A 17,510-nucleotide genomic window follows, 5' to 3' on the forward strand; every position below is an offset into this window, starting at 1 on the left:
TCAGAAGTCCTTCCGTTGCCGGGCCCGGAGCCGGCCGATGATCGAGATCAGGACCGCGACCACCAGCAGGCTGAGGATGGCGACGGCGATCGGGCTGCCCACGAAGACGGCGTAGTCGCCGCCCGAACTGAGCAGCGCGTCCCGCAGGCTCGTCTCGGCCAGCGGGCCGAGCACCATCCCGATCAGCAGCGGCGCGATCGGGAACTCGTACCGGCGCATCAGGAAGGCCAGCACGCCGATGCCGAGCAGCAGGAACAGATCGAACACCGACGACGACGTGGCGTAGACGCCGAGACCGCAGAAGACGGCGATCCCCGCATAGAGGTACGGCCTCGGGATCAGCAGCAGCTTGGCCCAGAGCTGTGCGAACGGCAGGTTCAAGATCAACAGCACGATCATGGCCAGGAAGAAGCTGGCCAGCAGGCCCCAGACCAGCTCCGGTGCTCGCTCGAACAGCAGCGGTCCCGGCTGCAGGCCGTACTGCCGGAACGCGGCGAGCATGATCGCCGCCGTCGCGGAGACCGGCAGGCCGAGCGCCAGCAGCGCGCCCATCGCCGTGCCGGTGGTGGCGTTGCCGGCGGCCTCCGGAGCGGCCAGGCCGCGGATCGCGCCCTTGCCGAACTGGGGGTCCCGGCGCCGTCGGTCCAGGGCCCGCTCGGCGCCGTACGCGATGAAGGTCGGAACGTCGGCGCCGCCGACCGGGATCACGCCGAACGGCAGCCCGATGCCGGTGCCGCGCAACCAGGCGGGCAGCGCCTCGCGGAACTCGCGCAGCGACAGGAACGGCCGGCCGGAGCGCCGGATCGTGCTGGACGCCGGGTCGCGCCGGATCCGCGAGGCGATGTGGAACACCTCGCCCAGCGCCAGCAGCGCCACCGTCACGGTGACCAGCGAGATGCCGTCGAACAGGTCCGGGACGCCGAAGCTGAGCCGCTCGGTGCCGGTCACCGAGTCGATCCCGATCGTGGCGATGCCGAGCCCGAGGACCAGCGAGGCGATCCCCTTCAGCACCGAGTCGGCGACCACGGACGACGTCGCCACGAACGCGAACAGGGCCAGCGCGAAATACTCCGCCGGGCCGAAGCTGGTGGAGATGTCGGCCAGCACCGGGGCGAGGAAGACGACGACGACGCAGGACACCATGCCGCCGATGAACGCACCGATCGCGGCCGTGGCCAGGGCCTGCGGTGCGCGGCCGCCGCGGGCCATCTTGTGTCCCTCGTACGTGGACGCGATGGCCGACGCCTGGCCCGGCGTGTTCATCAGGATCGCCATCGTCGAGTCGCCGAACAGGCCGCCGAAGTAGACGCCGGCGAACATGATGAACGCCGCGGTCGGGTCGAGCGCGAACGTCATCGGCAGCAGCAGCGCCACCGCCATCGACGAGCCGAGCCCGGGCAGCACGCCGACCGCGGTGCCGAGCAGGCAGCCCACCACGACGAAGAGCAGATTGAGCGGGGTGAACGCGTGCGCGAACCCCTCCATCAGCAGTCCGAGGGCTTCCATCACGCACCACCTCCGAGGATCCCGGACGGAAGATTGAGCCCGAGTGCCACGTCGAAGGCCAGGTAGACCAGGCTGCTCACGGTCAGCGCCACGGTCAGGTCGAACAGCGGCCGGCGGCTGCCCATGGCGCGGGCCACACACCAGAACAGCAGGGCCGCGGCGACGATCCAGCCGGCGAACTCCAGCAGGGCGGCGAACGCGGCGAAGCCGCCGAACGCCCAGGCGATCGAGCGCCAGTCGGAGAAGGTCCGGTACGGCACCCTGGCCGCCTCCTCGGCCGCTCGGCGCTCCTCGTCGGAGACGTCGTCGTCCTCGGCGTAGGTGGCCGGCTCGGCGGGGGTCGGGGTGCGCAGCCAGCTGATCGCCAGCAGCACCGCGATCACGTACCCGGCGACGGCGATGATCAACGGGAACACCTCGGGCCCCGGCGGATCGGTGCCCTCGGGGACCTCCATCACGGCGACGCCGATGATCAGATAGGTGGCGAACCCGGCCATGATCGCGGCCATGATCAATCCGGATCGTCCTTCGCCCCACCGGCGCACGGCCGCGGCGCTCACAGTCCCAACTCCTTGATCAGTTCGGCGATCCGTTGTTGATCTTGAGCGATGAACGCGTCGAACTCGGTGCCGGTGAGGTAGGAGTCGATCCACTTGTTGCGGGTCAGCGCATCGTGCCAGGCGGCCGAGTTCCGGGTCTCCTCGATGATCGCCTTGAGTTCGGTGAGTTCCTCGTCGGTGATGCCGGGCGGGGCCAGCACGCCGCGCCAGTTGACCAGGTCGACCTGGTAGCCGGCCTCGACCAGCGTCGGCAGGTCCACCCCGGGCAGCCGGTCCGGTGCCGAGATCGCCAGCGCCCGGACCCGTCCCGATTCCACCTGGTCGGCGATCTCGTTGTAGCCGGTGACCGCCACATCGGTGGTGCCGTTGAGCAGGGTCTGCATCGCCTCGCCGCCGCCGGACTTGGGGATGAACGTCATCCCAGCCGGGTCGACGCCGACGTCCAGGGCCAGCGCCGCGATGATCAGATGGTCGATCGACCCGGCCGACCCGCCGGTCCAGGTGACGGCCTTCGGGTCCTTGCGCCAGGCCGCGACGATGTCGTCGATGCTCCGGTACGGGGAGTCGGCCGCGACCACGACGGCGTCGTAGTCCTCGGCCACCTTGGCGATCGGCCGGACGTCGCTCAGATCCACCGGGGAGTCGTTCAGTTCGATCCCGCCGAGCATCGCCGTCCCGGTCGCCAGCACATTGGTCGACTGGCCGGTCATGGTGGTGAACTTGCTCAGCCCGATCGTTCCGCCGGCGCCGGGGATGTTGACCACTTGGACGTTGTTGACGATGCCCTCGGTCCGCATGGCCTGCTGCTGTTCTCGGGCGAACGAGTCCCAGCCGCCGCCGACCCCGGCCGGCGCGATGTAGGTGAGGTTGGACCGCAGATCGGTCCCGGAACTCGCCGACCGGACCGAGAAGACCACGGCGGTCGTGGTCGCCACGACGAACACGATCGCGTAGACGATCATGCCGATCAGCTTCGGCCTGGAACGAGGTGGGGACATGGCACCTACTCGACGTCGGGCGGGCTGGGACGAGGGCCCGGTCGCAGTTCCGTGGACCCCCGAAGTTCCCGGCAGGCTACCGTACGACCTTCTGACTGACCATGTGGTAAGTTCACTGACCATACGGTTAGGAGGCTGGAATGGCGAAGCGACGAGGGCGGGTCCTGATCCCCGTACTGGCCGGTCTGCTGGTGGCTGCGGGGGTCGTGACGTTCGTGCTGCGGGAACCGTCGCCGGTCGGGCACTTCCGCTCGGCCGAGGGGTACGACCGGTTCGCCGCCGCCTACGCACGGGCGATGGCCGAACTGCCGAAGCCCGAGCGGGTGATCGATCTGCGGACGAGCTTCGGGGTGGTCCGGCTCTATCGCTGGACCGGCACCGGGGCCGGGACGGGAACGCCGCCGGTGGTCCTGTTGCCGGGCACCTCGGCGTCGACGCCGATGTGGGCGGACAACCTGCCCTCGTTGCTCGAGGTCGCCGACGTCTATGCGCTGGACATGATCGGCGAGCCCGGCCGGAGCGTGCAGGAGCGGCCGGTCACCTCGGGTGAGGACCAGGCGCGCTGGCTGGACGAGGCGCTGGCCCAGCTGCCCGAGCAGAAGGTGCTGCTGCTCGGGGTGTCGCTGGGCGGCTGGAACGTGATGAACCACGTCGTGCACCGGACCGGGAAGGTGGCCGGCGCGGTCGTCCTGGATCCGGCCACCACCTTCAACGACCTGCCGCTTTCGGTGATCCTGCGGTCCATCCCGGTGGCCTTGCCGTTCGCACCGAAGAGCTGGCGGGACGACTTCAACAGCTGGACCGCCAACGGCGCGCCGGTCGAGGAGGTGCCGGTCGCGGACCTGATCGAGGTCGGCATGCAGAGCTACGCCAAGCAGCTGCCGTCCCCGACCCGCTTCCCGGCCGAGCAGCTCGCCGCGATCGAGGTGCCGATCCTGGTGATCATGGCCGGACGCTCCGTCATGCACGACTCCGCCGAGGCCGCCCGATTCGCCGAGCAGACGCTGCGGCACGGCACGGTCAAGGTCTATCCGGAGGCCTCGCACGCGATCAACGGCGAGTATCCGCAGGAGATCGCCGATGATCTTGCCGCCTTCGCCGAGGGGCTCCGCTGATGCCCCGTCGGCGTACCTTCACCGAGGAGGCCCGGCGGGCCCAGCTGGTCGAGGTGACGATCGAGCTGGTCGCCCGGCACGGCTACGCCGGCACCTCGCTGCAGCGGATCGCCGACGCCGCCGGGATCACCAAGGCGGCGGTGATCTACCACTTCGCCAGCAAGAACGCCGTGATCAAGGCGGCGTACGACTTCGTCATCGCCGGCCTGGTCGAGCACGTCGGCGCCCGGGTCGACGCCGCGGAGGATCCGGCCGGGGCCGTCGAGGCGTATCTGGCCGGCATGATCGACTACGTCGCCGCGCATCCCGCGCAGGCCCGGCTGCTCACCGAGACCATGATCGAAACCGGCGCGAGCGAGGCCGCCGGCAACCCCGACCCGGCCGCGAAGAACGCCGCCCTGGCGACCTTGATCAAGTCCGCCCAGCGGTCCGGCGCGTACCGGCAGGACCTCGATCCGGACTGGCTCGCCGTCACCCTCGGCGGCGCCGTCGACGGCATCGCCGCCCGCTTCCTCGCCGAACCCACCGCCGACGCCGTGGCCGCCACCTCGGAACTCCTCGCGCTGCTCCGCCACGGCGCGACTGTCCCTTGATTCCGTTCTCCTCCGTTTCCCTGAGCCTGTCGAAGGGTCGCAATCCCTTCGACAGGCTGGGATCGACGGGTCAGTAGCGCAGTTTCGCGAAGACCGCGGCATGATCGGACGGCCAGCGACGGCCGGCGAGCAGCCGGTCGAGTGAGGTGTCAGCGAGCACCTCGGTCTGCACCTCGGCCGGCGTCCCGGTGGCGAAGACGTGGTCGGTGCGCCGGTTGAGCCGCGACTGCCCGATCCGGAGATTCTCGGCCTGGCAGCACGTGTGCCCCGGAAGTGGCGGGCTGGGATCGAGCACGGATACCTCGCGGAAGCCGTTCGTGCGCAGCAGGAGGTGCGGCGGGACGACCGGCAAGGAGCCGACGACGACGGTTTCGTCCTCGGGGCGGGAGGCGAGGTCACTGAGGACGATCATGGTCGGAGTCCCCGGCATCTTGTCGGTCTGGGTGAACAATTCGATCATCTGCAATGTCTGGAACGTCGCGAAGACCGGATCGGTCGGCCGGGGTGTGTTCGAGGTCTGCCGGTCGCGGTCCTCCAGCCGGGTCGTGACGACCCGGAAGTCGCGGCCGTTCAGCGTCAGATCGACCCCGATCCAGCCCTGCTCGATGACGACGCGTCCATTCGGCAGGTTCTCAGCGATGTCGACGATCTGGAAGCGGCAGCCGTCGCCGGCCGGCCGGGCGCACGTCGAGCCGTACGGCGTCGGCGTCACCGGGATGCCCTTGCGGACCAACAGCACGTCGCGATCGGTCAGGCTGACCTGCGTCTCCCGGGATCCGTTGCGGTCGAGGTCGACCGGGAAGGTGGCGGACAGGGTCGGGACCTGCGCGACCAGCCGGTAGTCGTCGCCGAAGAGCTTCAGCGCCTGCAGCATCACGGCGAGGTGATCGACGTACGGGCCCGAGGCGTGAGCACCGTTGCGCCGGAGGTCGTAGACCTCCTGCAGCGCGACAACGTCCGGCCTGGCCTTCGCGATCTGGTGGGCGAGGGCCAGGGCTCGCTGCGGGAACCGGTTGTCGGCGATCCGGTGCAGCGCCGCCCGGATCGCGGTCTGAAACGTCGGTTGATCGGTGGCGGACAGCGCCAGCCGCAGGTCGGCGCCGACGAACAGGTTGCGGGTCAGCACGGAGATCTCCCCGGCCGCCCGCCCCGGTGGCGACTCCGGAGGCTGCGCCGCCCGGGCCGGTAGCGCCCCCAGAAGGCTCGCGGCGATCAGTGCCACCGTGATCATGACAGCGGGCAGCATCCGTCCTCGACGCACTCGGCCCATGACTTTCCCCCATTCTCGTGCGAATCCGGACGCAAGCCGTCCAGAAGGGCACTGTCGCCGGGGCGGCAGGGCAAACGGTGGGGAACCGCTCGGAGGATGTCAGCCCTTCGTCGCCCCCGCGGTCATCCCGGCCACGATGTAGCGCTGGGTGAACAGGGCGATGATCATGATCGGTACGGTGATGATCACCGAGGCTGCCATCAGACCGCCCCAGTCGATGCTGGCGTACGCGATGAAGTTGAAGATCGCCACCGGCAGGGTGCGGGTGTTCTCGCCGGACAGGACCAGGGCGAACATGAAGTTGTTCCAGGAGAAGATGAAGGCCAGGATGCTCGCCGTCGCGATGCCCGGCGTCGACAGCGGCAGCGTGATCCGGCCGAACGCGGCCAGCGGGGTCAGCCCGTCGACCTGCGCCGACTCCTCCAGTTCCTCCGGGATCTGGTCGTAGTAGCCGATCATGATCCAGACGATCAGCGGCAGCGTGACGAACATGTGCGACAGCACCAGGGCCGAGTAGTTGCCGACCAGGCGCAGGTTGGCGAACACGTAGAACCACGGCACCAGCAGGCTGACCCCGGGGATGATCCGGGCCAGCAGCACGACGCCGGCCGAGCCACCCATCCGGAACCGGCTCATCGCGTACGCGGCGGGCACACCGAGCAGCAGCGACAACAGCGTGGACAGGGCGCCAACGACCAGGCTGTTGCCGATGAACGGCAGGAAGTTCTGCTGTCCGAACACGGTTCGGTAGTTGTCCAGCGTCGGCGTGAAGATCAACGTCCGGGCCGGGTCGGTGATGTCCAGGCTGGTCTTGAACGAGGCCAGCACCATCCAGAGCAGCGGTACGGCGAAGCCGATCACGATCACGGCCAGCGCGACGCCGCGGCCGACCGTCAGCCAACGGGTCCGGGTCATGGTGCCGCCTTTCCTCGCCGCAACACGAGTACGGCGACCACCGCCACAATCATCAGGAAGAAGATGATCAACACGGCCGAAGAGAGGCCGTACTCGTTGTAGTCGAAGCTGAGCCCGTAGGCGTAGATGTTCAGGGTCTCCACCTCGTGCGCCGAGCCGCCGCCCTTGCCCTTGGTGGCGTACAGGATGTCGAACGTCTTCAGAGCGTCGATGCTGCGCAACAGCACCGCGGCGATCACCGTCGGCGCCAGCAGCGGCAGCGTGACGAACCAGAACCGCTGCCAGCCCGACGCGCCGTCCACGCGGGCCGCCTCGTCCGGCTCGCCCGGCAGCGCGGTCAGCCCGGCCATCAGGATCAGCGTCACCATCGGCGTCCACTGCCAGACGTCGACGAAGATCAGCGTCGGCAGCGCCTGGTCCGGATCGGAGATCCAGCCCTGGGCGGGGATCCGGATCAGCTCCAGGAACTGGTTCGCCGCGCCGATCGTCGGTTCGAAGATCAACAACCACATCATGCCGACCGCGACCGGCGTCGCCACCAGTGGCAGCAGGATCGCCACCCGGACCAAGCCCTGGCCGCGGAACGGCCGCCACAGCAGCAGCGCGATGATCATGCCGAAGACCACCTCGAGCGCGATCGCGCCGACCGTGAAGATCACCGTCCGGCCGACCGCCGGCCAGAACCGCTCGACGTCGGTGAGCACCTCGGTGTAGTTGGCCAGCCCGATGAACGTCTTGTCCGCGCGCACCGAGCCGGACGCGTCGGTGACGCTGAGGTAGAGCGTCCAGGCCAGCGGGAACGCCAGCATCGCCACCACGAAGATCAACGCCGGTCCGGCCAGCACCCACTTGCGGTGCCGGTTCAGGAAGGCCGACACCCCGCGCCCCGAGCCGCCACCCACGTGCCCTGAGCTTGTCGAAGGGGAACTCATCGGCGCTCCTTCGCCAGCAGCTCGTCGTACTCCTCGGCCGCCTTGGCCGCCGCCGCCGCGACGTCGCCGCCCTGCTGGCCGACGACCAGCGGACCGCCGACGATGTCCCGTGCCTGCGGCACCTTCATCACCCGCGGCCGATCATGGCCGACCGAGCCGTTGAAGCTGTCCTTGATCACCGTGACCAGCTCGGGCGGCAGATCGGCGGTGGCGGACGGGTCGTCCCAGACCGAGGTCCGCGCGCTCGGCGTACCGGCCTGCTGCATCCGCAACGTGATCTCCGGCGAGGTGGCCCACTGGATGAACCGCCACGCGTTCTCCTGGTGCTCTGAGACGTCGTTGATGCCGAGCGCCCAGGACGTCACGTTGTACGGCTTCGACCCGGCGCTCCCGGCCGGAAACCGGGCGAACCCGACCTGGTCGGAGACCCGAGACTTCTCCGGATCGGTGACGTTGGCGAAGAGGCTGTCCGCGTCGGTGAGGAACGCGGCCCGGCCCTGCTGGAACACCGCGAACGCGTCCGGCCAGTTCATGTTGGAGGTGCCCGGCGGGCCGGACTCGCGGAGCAGGTCGGTGTAGACCTGGTAGGCCTTGACCGCCTCGGGCGAGGCGAGCGTCGAGGTCGTACCGTCGTCGAAATCGCCGCCGCAGGAGAACAGATAGCTGGAGAACTGGGTGACCGCCGGCGACCGCTGACCGCGGCTGACGAAGCCGAACGTGTCCGGCACCCGCTCCTTGACCTGGGCCGCGTCGGCGACCAGCTCGTCCAGCGTCTCCGGCGGCCCGTCGATGCCGGCTCGCTCCAGCAGGTCGGCGTTGTAGTAGAGGATCTCCCGCTCGGTGATCAACGGCGCCCCGTAGCTCCGGTCGCCGTCGCTGACCGCGTCCCGGGCCGACTCCATGAAGTCGTCCCACCGGTAGGCCGGGTCGCCGGTCCGGTCGGTCACGTCGGCCAGCCACTTGTTGTGGATGAACTGGCGGCCCTCCTGCAGCGGCCGGAACATCATCACGTCGATGTCATCGGTGCCGGCATTGAGCTTCACGTTGTACTGGTCGGACAGCTGGCTCTCGCCGAGCGTGGTCACCGTGACGTCCAGGCCGGTCTCGGCCTCGAACTCGCCGATCAGCTCCTGGATCGCCGTACTCCAGACGTGGTTGGCGAGCGTCACCTTGACCTGCTTGGCCCGGGCGGCGTCGTCGCCGCAGCCGGCCAGCGCGGTGATCAGCAGCAGTGCCCCGAGCAGGGCGGAAATGCGTGTCGTGGTCCGGCCCACAGCGCTCCGATCCTCGTCGATTCGGAAATTCCGGCCCCCGTACGGAATTCCTCTCGGATTCCTGACGTTCAACTACCCTAGTGCCCTTGTCCCGATGGGGTACGCTCACGCCCGCGCCGCATCCGGCGCCCAGGGAATCCGGCATTCAGGAGCGAACTTTCCGCATGAGTGTTTCGTCCGCCCAGCCCGAGATGACACAGTCCCAGCCCAGCCAGTCCGAGATCACGCAGGCCGAGATGGCCGCCGAACAGGCCCACGTCACCACCCTCTACGACCGCCTCGACCACCTGCGCCGGCAGGCCGAGGAGCAGCTTGCCGGCACCATCCGCGCCGCCACCTCCGACACCGACCAAGGGGTACGCGAGCGGCAGCACTTCGCCGAGCGATTGGCCCAGCGCGCCGCCGGCCTGACCGCCGCCGAGCGCGGTCTGGTGATCGGTCGCCTCGACACCGACGCCGGTGACCGCTTCTATCTGGGTCGGATCGGGATCGCCGACGACGATGCCGAGCCGATGCTGATCGACTGGCGGGCCCCGGTCGCGGCCGCGTTCTACCGGGCCACCCCGGCCGAGCGGCTCGGCATCCGGCGCCGTCGGCACCTGCACCTGCGGCAGCGCGACGTGATCGGCATCGACGACGACGTGCTCGACTTCACGGCGATCGACGGCGATGGGCAGTTGGCCGGCGAGGCCGCCCTGCTGAACGCGCTGCGACAGGCCCGAACCGGCCGGATGGCCGACATCGTCGCCACCATCCAGGCCGAGCAGGACGAGATCATCCGGTCCGGCCTGTCCGGCATCCTCGTCGTCGAAGGCGGGCCCGGCACCGGCAAGACGGTGGTCGCACTGCATCGCGCCGCGTACCTGCTCTACACGCACCGGGAGCGGCTGGCCGACAAGGGCATCCTGGTGATCGGGCCGAACCGTACCTTCCTCCGCTACGTCGAGCAGGTGCTGCCCGGCCTCGGCGAGACCGACGTCGTGCTCGGCTCGATCGGCGACCTCTACCCGCCGCTGCGGACCGCCGCGGTCGACCCGCCGCCGACCGCGATGATCAAGGGCGACCCGCGGATGGTCGAGCTGGTCGCGGCGGCCGTCGTTGATCATCAGCGGTTCCCGGAGGACGGGCTGACCGTGGTCGTCGGGGACGAGGAGCACACCCTCGACGCCGACTTCTGCCGCACTGTGCGGGACCGGGCCCGGGAGCGGGCCGAGCAGCTGCAGCTGCCGCACAACCGGATCCGCCCGTTCGTGGTGGAGCGGCTGCTGGACGAACTGGTCGGCCGGGAGCTGGACCGGCTGGAGAAGATGATCGACGAGGTCGACGTACCGGAGTTGATCGAGGGCGAGGAGGACCTGGATCTGCGCGGCTTCCTCGATCCGAAGGGGATGCGGGCCAACCTGGCCCAGTCCGAGGCGTTCTCCCGAGCCGCCGACCTGATCTGGCCGGAACTGACGCCGGAGCGTCTGCTGGCCGAGCTCTACACCGACGCCGACTTCCGCAACCGCGTCGCGACCGGCCTCACCGAAGCCGAACGCGACGCCCTGAAACGCCCTGACTCCGCACCGCGCCCTGAGCCTGTCGAAGGGCCCTGGACGATCTCCGACATCCCCCTGCTCGACGAGCTCGCCGAGCTCCTCGGCCCGGCCCAGGAACTGCTCGACCGGGAGGCCGCCGAACAGCGCCGGGCCCAGGCGCAGCGCGACTCGGAGAGCCTGGAGCTTGACCTGGCCGCCGCCGAGGCGGCCGAGTTGGCCCTCGAGTACGCCGACGAGGACCACGGCGAGATCATGATCGAGGGCTCCGAGGTGCTGTCCCGCTACTACGACGAGGGCATCATCGAGCCGCTCGCCGACCGGGCCCGCCGGGACCGCGAGTGGGCGTACGGCCACGTGATCGTCGACGAGGCCCAGGAACTGTCCCCGATGGCCTGGCGGATGCTGGGCCGGCGCTGCCCGACCGGCTCGATGACCGCCGTCGGTGACCTGGCCCAGGCCGCCGCGCCGGACAGCCCGCAGTCCTGGGCCGCCGCCCTGGACCCGGTCGCCGCCGGCCGCTGGCGCCGCGCGGCGCTCACGGTCAGCTACCGCTCGACCGGTCCGATCCTGGCCTACGCGGGCAAGATCCTGGCCGACAGTGGAGCCGAGGGCACTGCCCCGCGGGCCGCCCGCCCCGACGGCGACGAGCCCTGGACCCGGACCGTCGCCGAGGCCGACCTGGCCGGCGAACTGGCCGCCCGGCTGGCCGAGGAACGGGACCTGGTCGGCGAGGGCAACGTCGCGGTGATCACCACCCCCGACCGCCTCGCCCAGGCCCGGACGGCCGTCCCGGACGCCGCCTCGTTCGCCGACGAGGACTTCCTCGACGCCCCGGTCGCCGTCCTCACCCCCGAGCAGTCGAAGGGCCTCGAGTTCGACAGCGTGATCATCGTCGCCCCCGACGAGATCCTCGCCGCCGGCTCCCGCGGTCACGCCGACCTCTACGTCGCCGCCACCCGCCCCACCCGCCGCTTGGGCCTCCTCGAACTCACCTAACAATTCCGCCGACCGGTCACCAAAGCAGCGGTTTGACGGCGTGTCGCTGCACTGGTGACCGGTCGGTGGGCGGGTTGGTGGGTCAGGTGGGATCCGCTGACCGGGTCGTAAGGCGGCAGGTGTCTGGCGATCCCGGGTCACGCCCGCTCAGGCCGACGGCGGCGACAGCACTGCCTTGAGCAGGCCGGGGAAGCGTTGTTCGAGGTCGTCGTCGCGGACCCGGATGATCCGCTTCCGGCCCTCGGCGACGGTCGAGGTGAGGCCGGCCTCGCGCAGCACGCGCCAGTGGTGCGAGACCGTCGAGGCGGTCACCGGCATCCGGCTGGCGATCGCGGCGCAGTCGATCGGCTCGCCGTTCGCGTACAGCCCGCGCATGATCTCCAGCCGGACCGGGTCGGCCAGGGCGCTCAGCACGTTCGTGAGGTCGATCGAATCGACCGTCGGCTGGGGGAGCCGGCGGCCGCGGGGCGGTGTCTCGGATACTTCAGAACTCTTTGACACTCATCGAACAATACTCTAGCTTCATCGTGTGATTGTTCGACAAGCATCGAATAATGTTGCGGAGGCCGCGGGGGCGCCCGGGATCGGCACGTTCCAGCTCGGCCTGTTGGCGATCGGTACGTTCACGCTCGGCATGGACGGCTTCGTGCTGAGCGGACTGCTGCCGGAGATCGCCACCGACCTGCGGGTCGACGTCGCGGCGGCCGGGCAGCTGACCACGATGTTCTCGATCGCGTACGCCCTCGGGTCGCCGGTGATCGCCACGGTGACCGGCCGGCTGGACCGCCGCCTGGTCCTCGGCGTCGGCATGATCATCTTCCTGCTCGGCATGATCGGCCAGGCGGTCGGGCCGACGTACCTGGTGGTGGCGATCAGCCGGGTCCTGGCCGCGCTCGGGGCGGCGGCGTTCCAGGCCAACGCGTACGCCGTCGCCGGGCTGCTCGCGGCGCCGAGCCGGCGGGGCCGGGCGCTGGCGGCGATCGCCGCGGGCACCACCGTGTCGACCGTGATCGGCGTCCCCTTCGGTGTGCTGATCGGGCAGTGGTGGGGCTGGCGCGGCGCCATGTGGGTGATCGCCGGCCTCGCCGTCCTGTCCGCGGTCGTGGTGCCGGTCCTGCCCAAGGTCCACCTGCCGCCGACCTCGCTGCGGGACCGGCTCCGGGTCTTGATCAAGCCCCAGGTCCTGGCGATTCTCGGTGGGACGGTGCTGGTGTTGATCCCCGGCTTCCTGGCCCTGGCCTATCTCCCGGTCATCGTCGCGCCGGTCGCCACCGGCGTGGTCCTGGTGGTGCTGCTGGTGGTCCGCGGTGCCGGTCAGGTCGCCGGCAATCAGCTGGCCGGGCGACTGGTCGACTCCCGCGGTGCGCTGCCGGTGATCTTGGTCGGCGCCGCCGTGGCCGCGGCGGCGTTCCTGATCTTGCAGCCGCTGACCCACTCGCTGCCTGCCGTGATCGTGATCATGCTCGTGATCGGTGTCGCCACCGGGATCTCGATCGTGCCGCAGCAGCACCGCCTGTTCGCGGCCGAGACCGAGGCGCCGACCGTCGCGCTCGGCCTGAACGGTTCCGCGATCTACGCCGGCGCGGCCCTCGGGTCCGGACTCGGCGGCCTGGTCGTCGCCACTCTGGGCGCCGGCTGGCTCCCCCTCGCCGCCGGCCTGACCGGCGTCGCCGCGCTGGCTCTGATCTGGCTGACGGCCCCCGAACGTTGACGTGGAAACTTCGGCCGGGTCTGGTGCCCGCGAGTTTCCACGCCAGCCGGGCAGCCCGGCTAGCGTGGGCGCATGACGAAGGTTGGCGCGGCACGGGCTCTCGTGGCGGCGATCGAGGCGGGGGCGGTCGGGGAGCAGTTGCGGCCGTATTTCCACCCGGAGGCGATCCAGGTCGAGCACCCGTCGCCGATCGCTCCGGTCGGCCGGACCCGTGCGTTGACGGCGATGTTGGCGGCGTCGGTCGAGGGCGCCGAGCTGATGGCGTCCCAGCGTTATGACGTGACCTGGTCGGCCGAGGTCGAGGACCGGGTGGTTCTGCAGGTGGAGTGGACCGGGGTGCTCGCCAAGCCGCTCGGGACTCTGCCGGCCGGGCACGAGCTGCGGGCCGACGTGGCGATGTTCCTCACCTTCGACGTGGACGGGTTGATCACCCGCCAGGAGACGTACGACTGCTACCGGCCGCTCGCCTGATCAGAACAGGGTGGCCTGCGGGTCGACGGTCGCGGTGGGTGCGGGAACGATCAGCTGACGCCGGCCCGGCCGGTCGAAGCGGTACCGCCGGCGCAGCGGGGCCACCTTGGCGGCCAAGGCCTCCCGATACTCCTTCGGTGCATAGGATCCGCGCCGGTACAGGGCTCGGTAGCGCGGCAGCAACTCCGGCCGGGTCCGCTCCAGCCAGCCGTAGTACCACTCCCGCACGCCGGGTTTGAGATGCAGCGCGCCGACGTGCAGGTCGGTGGCGCCGGCCTCGCTGAGTCGCCGCAGCGCGGTGTCGAGATGATCAACGCTGTCGGTCAGGTACGGCAGCACCGGCATCGCCAGCACGGTGCAGTCGAAACCATGATCACGAATGGCGCGGACCAGGCCGAGCCGGGCCTTGGTGGTCGGCGTGTGCGGCTCGACCGAGTCCCGGATCGCATCGTCGTACATCGCGATCGACACGGCCAGGCTGACCGGCACCCGCCGGCCCACCTCCGCCAGCAGTTCGAGGTCACGTTGCAGCAGGGTGCCCTTGGTCAGGATCGACAAGGGCCTGCCGCGGTCGGCCAGCGCCTCGATGATCCCCGGCATCAGCCGGTACCGCCCCTCCGCCCGCTGGTACGGATCCGTGTTGGTGCCCAGGTTCACCCCGCTGACCCGGTCACCGAGCCGGCCCAGTTCCTGGCGCAGCCGGTCCACGATGTTGATCTTGACCACGATCTGGGTGTCGAAGTCGGTGCCGACATCGAGATCGAGGTAGCTGTGGGTCGGCCGGGCGAAGCAGTAGACGCAGCCGTGCTGACAGCCGCGATACGGGTTGATCGTCCAGGCGCCCGGCATGATCGCGCTCTGCGCCGACACCTGGTTCAGTGCCGACCGGGCCAGCACTTCGTGGAACGTGATCCCGGCGAACTCCGGCGTCCGGACGCTCCGCACGAGCCCGCTGAACCGGCCCAGGCCGGGCAGTGCGTGCTCGTCGACCGCATCCACTCGACGACCTTCCCAACGCACCCCTCGATACGAACACAAGTTCGAATCGATGTCAATCGTGACGCTCGTCCTCGCGCAGGAACGTCCGGATCGCGGTGTGGACGGTGGCCACCGGATGCCGCCGTTGCGGCGGCTCGACGACGGTCGAGGCGGTCGCGTCCCGGACCGCCTCGGCCATCGCCGCATAGCCGGCGACCGTCGGGTGCAGATGATCACCGGGGTCGTAGTCGGCGCGCAGCCGGGCCGGCCGGCGCCGGTCCCGGAGCAGTGCATCGAAGTCGATCACCTCGTCGAACGCGCCACCGGTCCGGATCCATCGGTTGGCGTTGCGTCGTTGGGTTTCACCGGCGCGGGTGAAGCCGCGCGAGTCGCCGTACGGCGTCAGGGTGGCCCCGATCACCCGCAGGCCGGCGGCCCGGGCCCGCCGGATCAGGTCGCCGTACCCCTTGATCAACTGGGCCGACCGAACCGTCCCCTGGCTGCGGATCAGGTCGTTGATGCCGATCAGGATGATCACGGTCCGCACGCCGGGCCGGTTCAGCACGTCCCGGTCGAACCGGCTCAGTGCGCTCGGCCCGGAACCGTCCCGGAGCAGCGCGTTGCCGCTGATCCCGGCGTTCAGGACGGCCAGCCGTTGTCCGGGCGCGCCCAGGGCCTCGGCGAGGCGGTCCGGATAGCTGGTGTCGGCGTCGATCGAGAGTTCCTCGCAGCAGCCCTCGGTGATCGAGTCGCCGAACGCGACGACGGCTCCGGCGGACCGGGTCAGCACGTCGACCCCGGCCAGGAAGTACGTCGACGTACCCACTCCGGCGAAGCGATCGGCCCGGCGGTCCACCCCGGCGTCGCCCTCGGCCAGGAACGTGGTCGCCCAGCCGCGCCGATGCCAGGTCGCCGGCCCGGTGGGCTTCGGAAAATAGAGGCTGACCAGCAGATGTGCCCGATCCGGTACGGCGAGCTCAACCGGGTCCGACAGCACCTCGACCCCGGCCGGGATGGTCGTCGCGGGTCGCCCGGCGAAGGTCAGCCGGATCGGCCGGCCGATCGTGGCGGCTCCGGAGGCCCCGAGCCGGCGGGCGATCGACGCCGACCCGACCCGCAGCGGCCGGTCGCCGAACACGTTGGTCAGCCGGACCCGGACCAGGTCGCCGCCCAGCGACAGGTCGACCACCTGGCGCAGGGTCTGGTCGGCGAAGCCGGTGGCGGCCGGCCCGCTGGTGCCGGGCCGTTCGGCCGCGGTCATCCAGCTGCCGACCCAGTCGTACGTGCTGGAGCCGGAGGCCGGCGGCCCGGGGATGTCGACGACCACCGCGGTGGCCGTCGGAATGGCCCCGAACAGGACGACAGCGAACGCGAAGACCGCCGTGGCGAGGCGCGCTGCCAACCGAGGCATCCTGAACCCCCGTCAAGCCGGTCGATGTTTCAAGCAGAACTGTAAGCCACGGACTACCGGCCGACCGGCATCCGGAACGAGAGACCCGCCGCCACGAAGATCAGCAGCGCGCCGACGCCGAAGGCGACCGGGTAGGAGACGTGGTCGGCCAGCACCCCGGCGACCAGCGGCCCGGCGATCGCGCCGAAGTCCGCACACATGGAGAAGATCGCCACCCCACGTCCGGCCCGACCGCCCGCCGCGTCGCCCACGGCCGCCGCCGGCGCGGTGCCGAGGAACGCCGCGGCGATCCCGTACCCGCAGAGGACGGCGACCAGCACCCAGATGTTCGGGGCGAAGGGGATGGCCAGCGCCGCGGCGCCGCCGAGCAGACAGCCGATGATCATGGCGGGCCGGCGGCCGACGGTGTCGGTCAGCCGGGCGGCCGGCGCGACCATGATCGTCTGGACCACCGAGGCGACCGCGAAGGCGATCCCGGTCCAGGCCGGCTGTCCGTGCAGCACGTCGACGATCAGCACCGGGACCAGCGAGCTGCGGACCCCGAACGAGGTCCAGCCCTGGGCCAGGTTGGTGAAGCAGGCGGCCTGGAACCGCCGGTCTCGGAGCAGGGTGCCCAGCGGTACGGGCGGGATCGCCCCGTCCGTCGTCTCGGCCACCGAGGACCGCAGCAAGATCAAACCGACCGTGCCCGCGACCACCAGGGCCCCGGCGTAGAAGTAGAACGGCGCGGTCAGCGAGATCGTCGAGAGGCCGCCGCCGACCGCCGGCCCGGCCATGCTGCCGATCAGGAACCCGCCCTGGAAGAACCCGGTCGCCCGTCCGCGCCGATCCGGCGCCACCGATGCCAGCAGCAGCGTCATCGCCGAGACGGTGAACATCGCCGACCAGATCCCGCCGATCCCGCGCAAGATCAACAACTGCGGGTACGTCTGCGCCAGCCCGGCCAACCCCGCCGAGATCGCGACCAGATACATGCCGACCCCGAGCACCAGCCGTTCGCCGAACCTCGTGATCAACTTCGCGCACAGTGGAGCACTCAGCAGCCGCATCAGGGCGAACGCGGAGATGACGGCGCCGACCTCGAAGTTGCCGACGCCGAACGAGCGCGCGAACACCGGCAGCACCGGCACCAGCACCCCGAACCCGACCGCGACGCAGAAGGAGATGATCCCGAGAACGATCACCGCGCGGGGTAAGCCTCTCACGCGGGCACTCTAGATCGGCTGCTCGTGAAACCTCGTG

General features: G+C 70.3%; 16 protein-coding genes. 5 read left to right on the plus strand and 11 right to left on the minus strand.

Translation table 11 applies throughout. The annotated features are described in order from the left end of the window. From AC6CCG_RS20480 to AC6CCG_RS20490, 3 genes are read right to left on the minus strand one after another with little or no spacing between them, the layout of a single operon-like run. Entirely contained in the window at positions 1-1,506 is a 1,506-nt protein-coding gene (locus AC6CCG_RS20480; protein WP_496656481.1) for a tripartite tricarboxylate transporter permease, read from the minus strand. Further along, a complete protein-coding gene (locus AC6CCG_RS20485) occupies positions 1,506-2,066 on the minus strand; it encodes a tripartite tricarboxylate transporter TctB family protein (protein ID WP_496656482.1) in 561 nt (186 codons plus the stop codon). The genes AC6CCG_RS20480 and AC6CCG_RS20485 overlap by 1 nt, the downstream gene beginning before the upstream one ends. Beyond that, the gene (locus AC6CCG_RS20490; protein ID WP_496656483.1) at positions 2,063-3,064 is read right to left on the minus strand and encodes a Bug family tripartite tricarboxylate transporter substrate binding protein; all 1,002 of its coding nucleotides are present in this window, start codon (positions 3,062-3,064) and stop codon (positions 2,063-2,065) included. The genes AC6CCG_RS20485 and AC6CCG_RS20490 overlap by 4 nt, the downstream gene beginning before the upstream one ends. A gap of 140 nt (positions 3,065-3,204) precedes the next feature. Here AC6CCG_RS20490 and AC6CCG_RS20495 point away from each other — a divergent pair, with 140 nt between their 5' ends. Both AC6CCG_RS20495 and AC6CCG_RS20500 read left to right on the plus strand, forming a co-directional pair. Beyond that, positions 3,205-4,179, plus strand: a complete 975-nt coding sequence (locus tag AC6CCG_RS20495) for an alpha/beta fold hydrolase (RefSeq protein ID WP_496656485.1) — start codon at positions 3,205-3,207, stop codon at positions 4,177-4,179. Continuing rightward, positions 4,179-4,772 (plus strand): TetR/AcrR family transcriptional regulator, encoded by a 594-nt coding sequence (locus tag AC6CCG_RS20500; RefSeq protein ID WP_496656486.1) that lies wholly within the window; start codon positions 4,179-4,181, stop codon positions 4,770-4,772. Before AC6CCG_RS20495 ends, AC6CCG_RS20500 begins: the two co-directional genes overlap by 1 nt. A gap of 70 nt (positions 4,773-4,842) precedes the next feature. On the opposite strand, the gene AC6CCG_RS20505 is transcribed toward AC6CCG_RS20500, so the two are convergent. From AC6CCG_RS20505 to AC6CCG_RS20520, 4 genes are all read right to left on the minus strand, one after another. Then, a complete protein-coding gene (locus tag AC6CCG_RS20505) occupies positions 4,843-6,018 on the minus strand; it encodes an exonuclease/endonuclease/phosphatase family protein (protein WP_496656487.1) in 1,176 nt (391 codons plus the stop codon). Positions 6,019-6,141: 123 nt separating this feature from the next. Next, entirely contained in the window at positions 6,142-6,957 is an 816-nt protein-coding gene (locus AC6CCG_RS20510; RefSeq protein ID WP_496656488.1) for a carbohydrate ABC transporter permease, read from the minus strand. Then, entirely contained in the window at positions 6,954-7,889 is a 936-nt protein-coding gene (locus AC6CCG_RS20515; RefSeq protein ID WP_496656489.1) for a carbohydrate ABC transporter permease, read from the minus strand. The genes AC6CCG_RS20510 and AC6CCG_RS20515 overlap by 4 nt, the downstream gene beginning before the upstream one ends. Continuing rightward, positions 7,886-9,163 carry an ABC transporter substrate-binding protein gene (locus tag AC6CCG_RS20520; protein ID WP_496656490.1) on the minus strand — a complete coding sequence of 426 codons (1,278 nt, stop codon included), beginning with the start codon at positions 9,161-9,163 and terminating at the stop codon, positions 7,886-7,888. Before AC6CCG_RS20520 ends, AC6CCG_RS20515 begins: the two co-directional genes overlap by 4 nt. Positions 9,164-9,327: 164 nt before the next feature. Here AC6CCG_RS20520 and AC6CCG_RS20525 point away from each other — a divergent pair, with 164 nt between their 5' ends. Further along, on the plus strand, positions 9,328-11,697 hold the full coding sequence (locus tag AC6CCG_RS20525) for a HelD family protein (protein ID WP_496656491.1): 2,370 nt from the start codon (positions 9,328-9,330) through the stop codon (positions 11,695-11,697). A gap of 147 nt (positions 11,698-11,844) precedes the next feature. On the opposite strand, the gene AC6CCG_RS20530 is transcribed toward AC6CCG_RS20525, so the two are convergent. Beyond that, positions 11,845-12,111 carry an ArsR/SmtB family transcription factor gene (locus AC6CCG_RS20530; protein ID WP_496656492.1) on the minus strand — a complete coding sequence of 89 codons (267 nt, stop codon included), beginning with the start codon at positions 12,109-12,111 and terminating at the stop codon, positions 11,845-11,847. 115 nt (positions 12,112-12,226) lie between these two features. Between AC6CCG_RS20530 and AC6CCG_RS20535 the strand changes: the two genes are divergently transcribed. Then, entirely contained in the window at positions 12,227-13,408 is a 1,182-nt protein-coding gene (locus AC6CCG_RS20535; RefSeq protein ID WP_496656493.1) for an MFS transporter, read from the plus strand. Between the two features lie 72 nt (positions 13,409-13,480). Continuing rightward, positions 13,481-13,879, plus strand: a complete 399-nt coding sequence (locus AC6CCG_RS20540) for a nuclear transport factor 2 family protein (RefSeq protein WP_496656494.1) — start codon at positions 13,481-13,483, stop codon at positions 13,877-13,879. Here AC6CCG_RS20540 and AC6CCG_RS20545 read toward each other — a convergent pair whose 3' ends face one another. The 3 genes from AC6CCG_RS20545 to AC6CCG_RS20555 form a co-directional block, all read right to left on the minus strand. Beyond that, positions 13,880-14,899, minus strand: coding sequence for an Rv2578c family radical SAM protein (locus AC6CCG_RS20545; protein WP_496656495.1), 1,020 nt, complete (start codon positions 14,897-14,899; stop codon positions 13,880-13,882). 31 nt (positions 14,900-14,930) lie between these two features. Next, positions 14,931-16,259, minus strand: a complete 1,329-nt coding sequence (locus tag AC6CCG_RS20550; protein ID WP_496656496.1) for a GDSL-type esterase/lipase family protein — start codon at positions 16,257-16,259, stop codon at positions 14,931-14,933. A 62-nt stretch (positions 16,260-16,321) separates the two neighbouring features. Then, a complete protein-coding gene (locus AC6CCG_RS20555) occupies positions 16,322-17,473 on the minus strand; it encodes an MFS transporter (RefSeq protein WP_496656497.1) in 1,152 nt (383 codons plus the stop codon). Positions 17,474-17,510 lie beyond the last annotated feature (37 nt).

This window comes from Microlunatus sp. YIM B11417 (assembly GCF_059617205.1).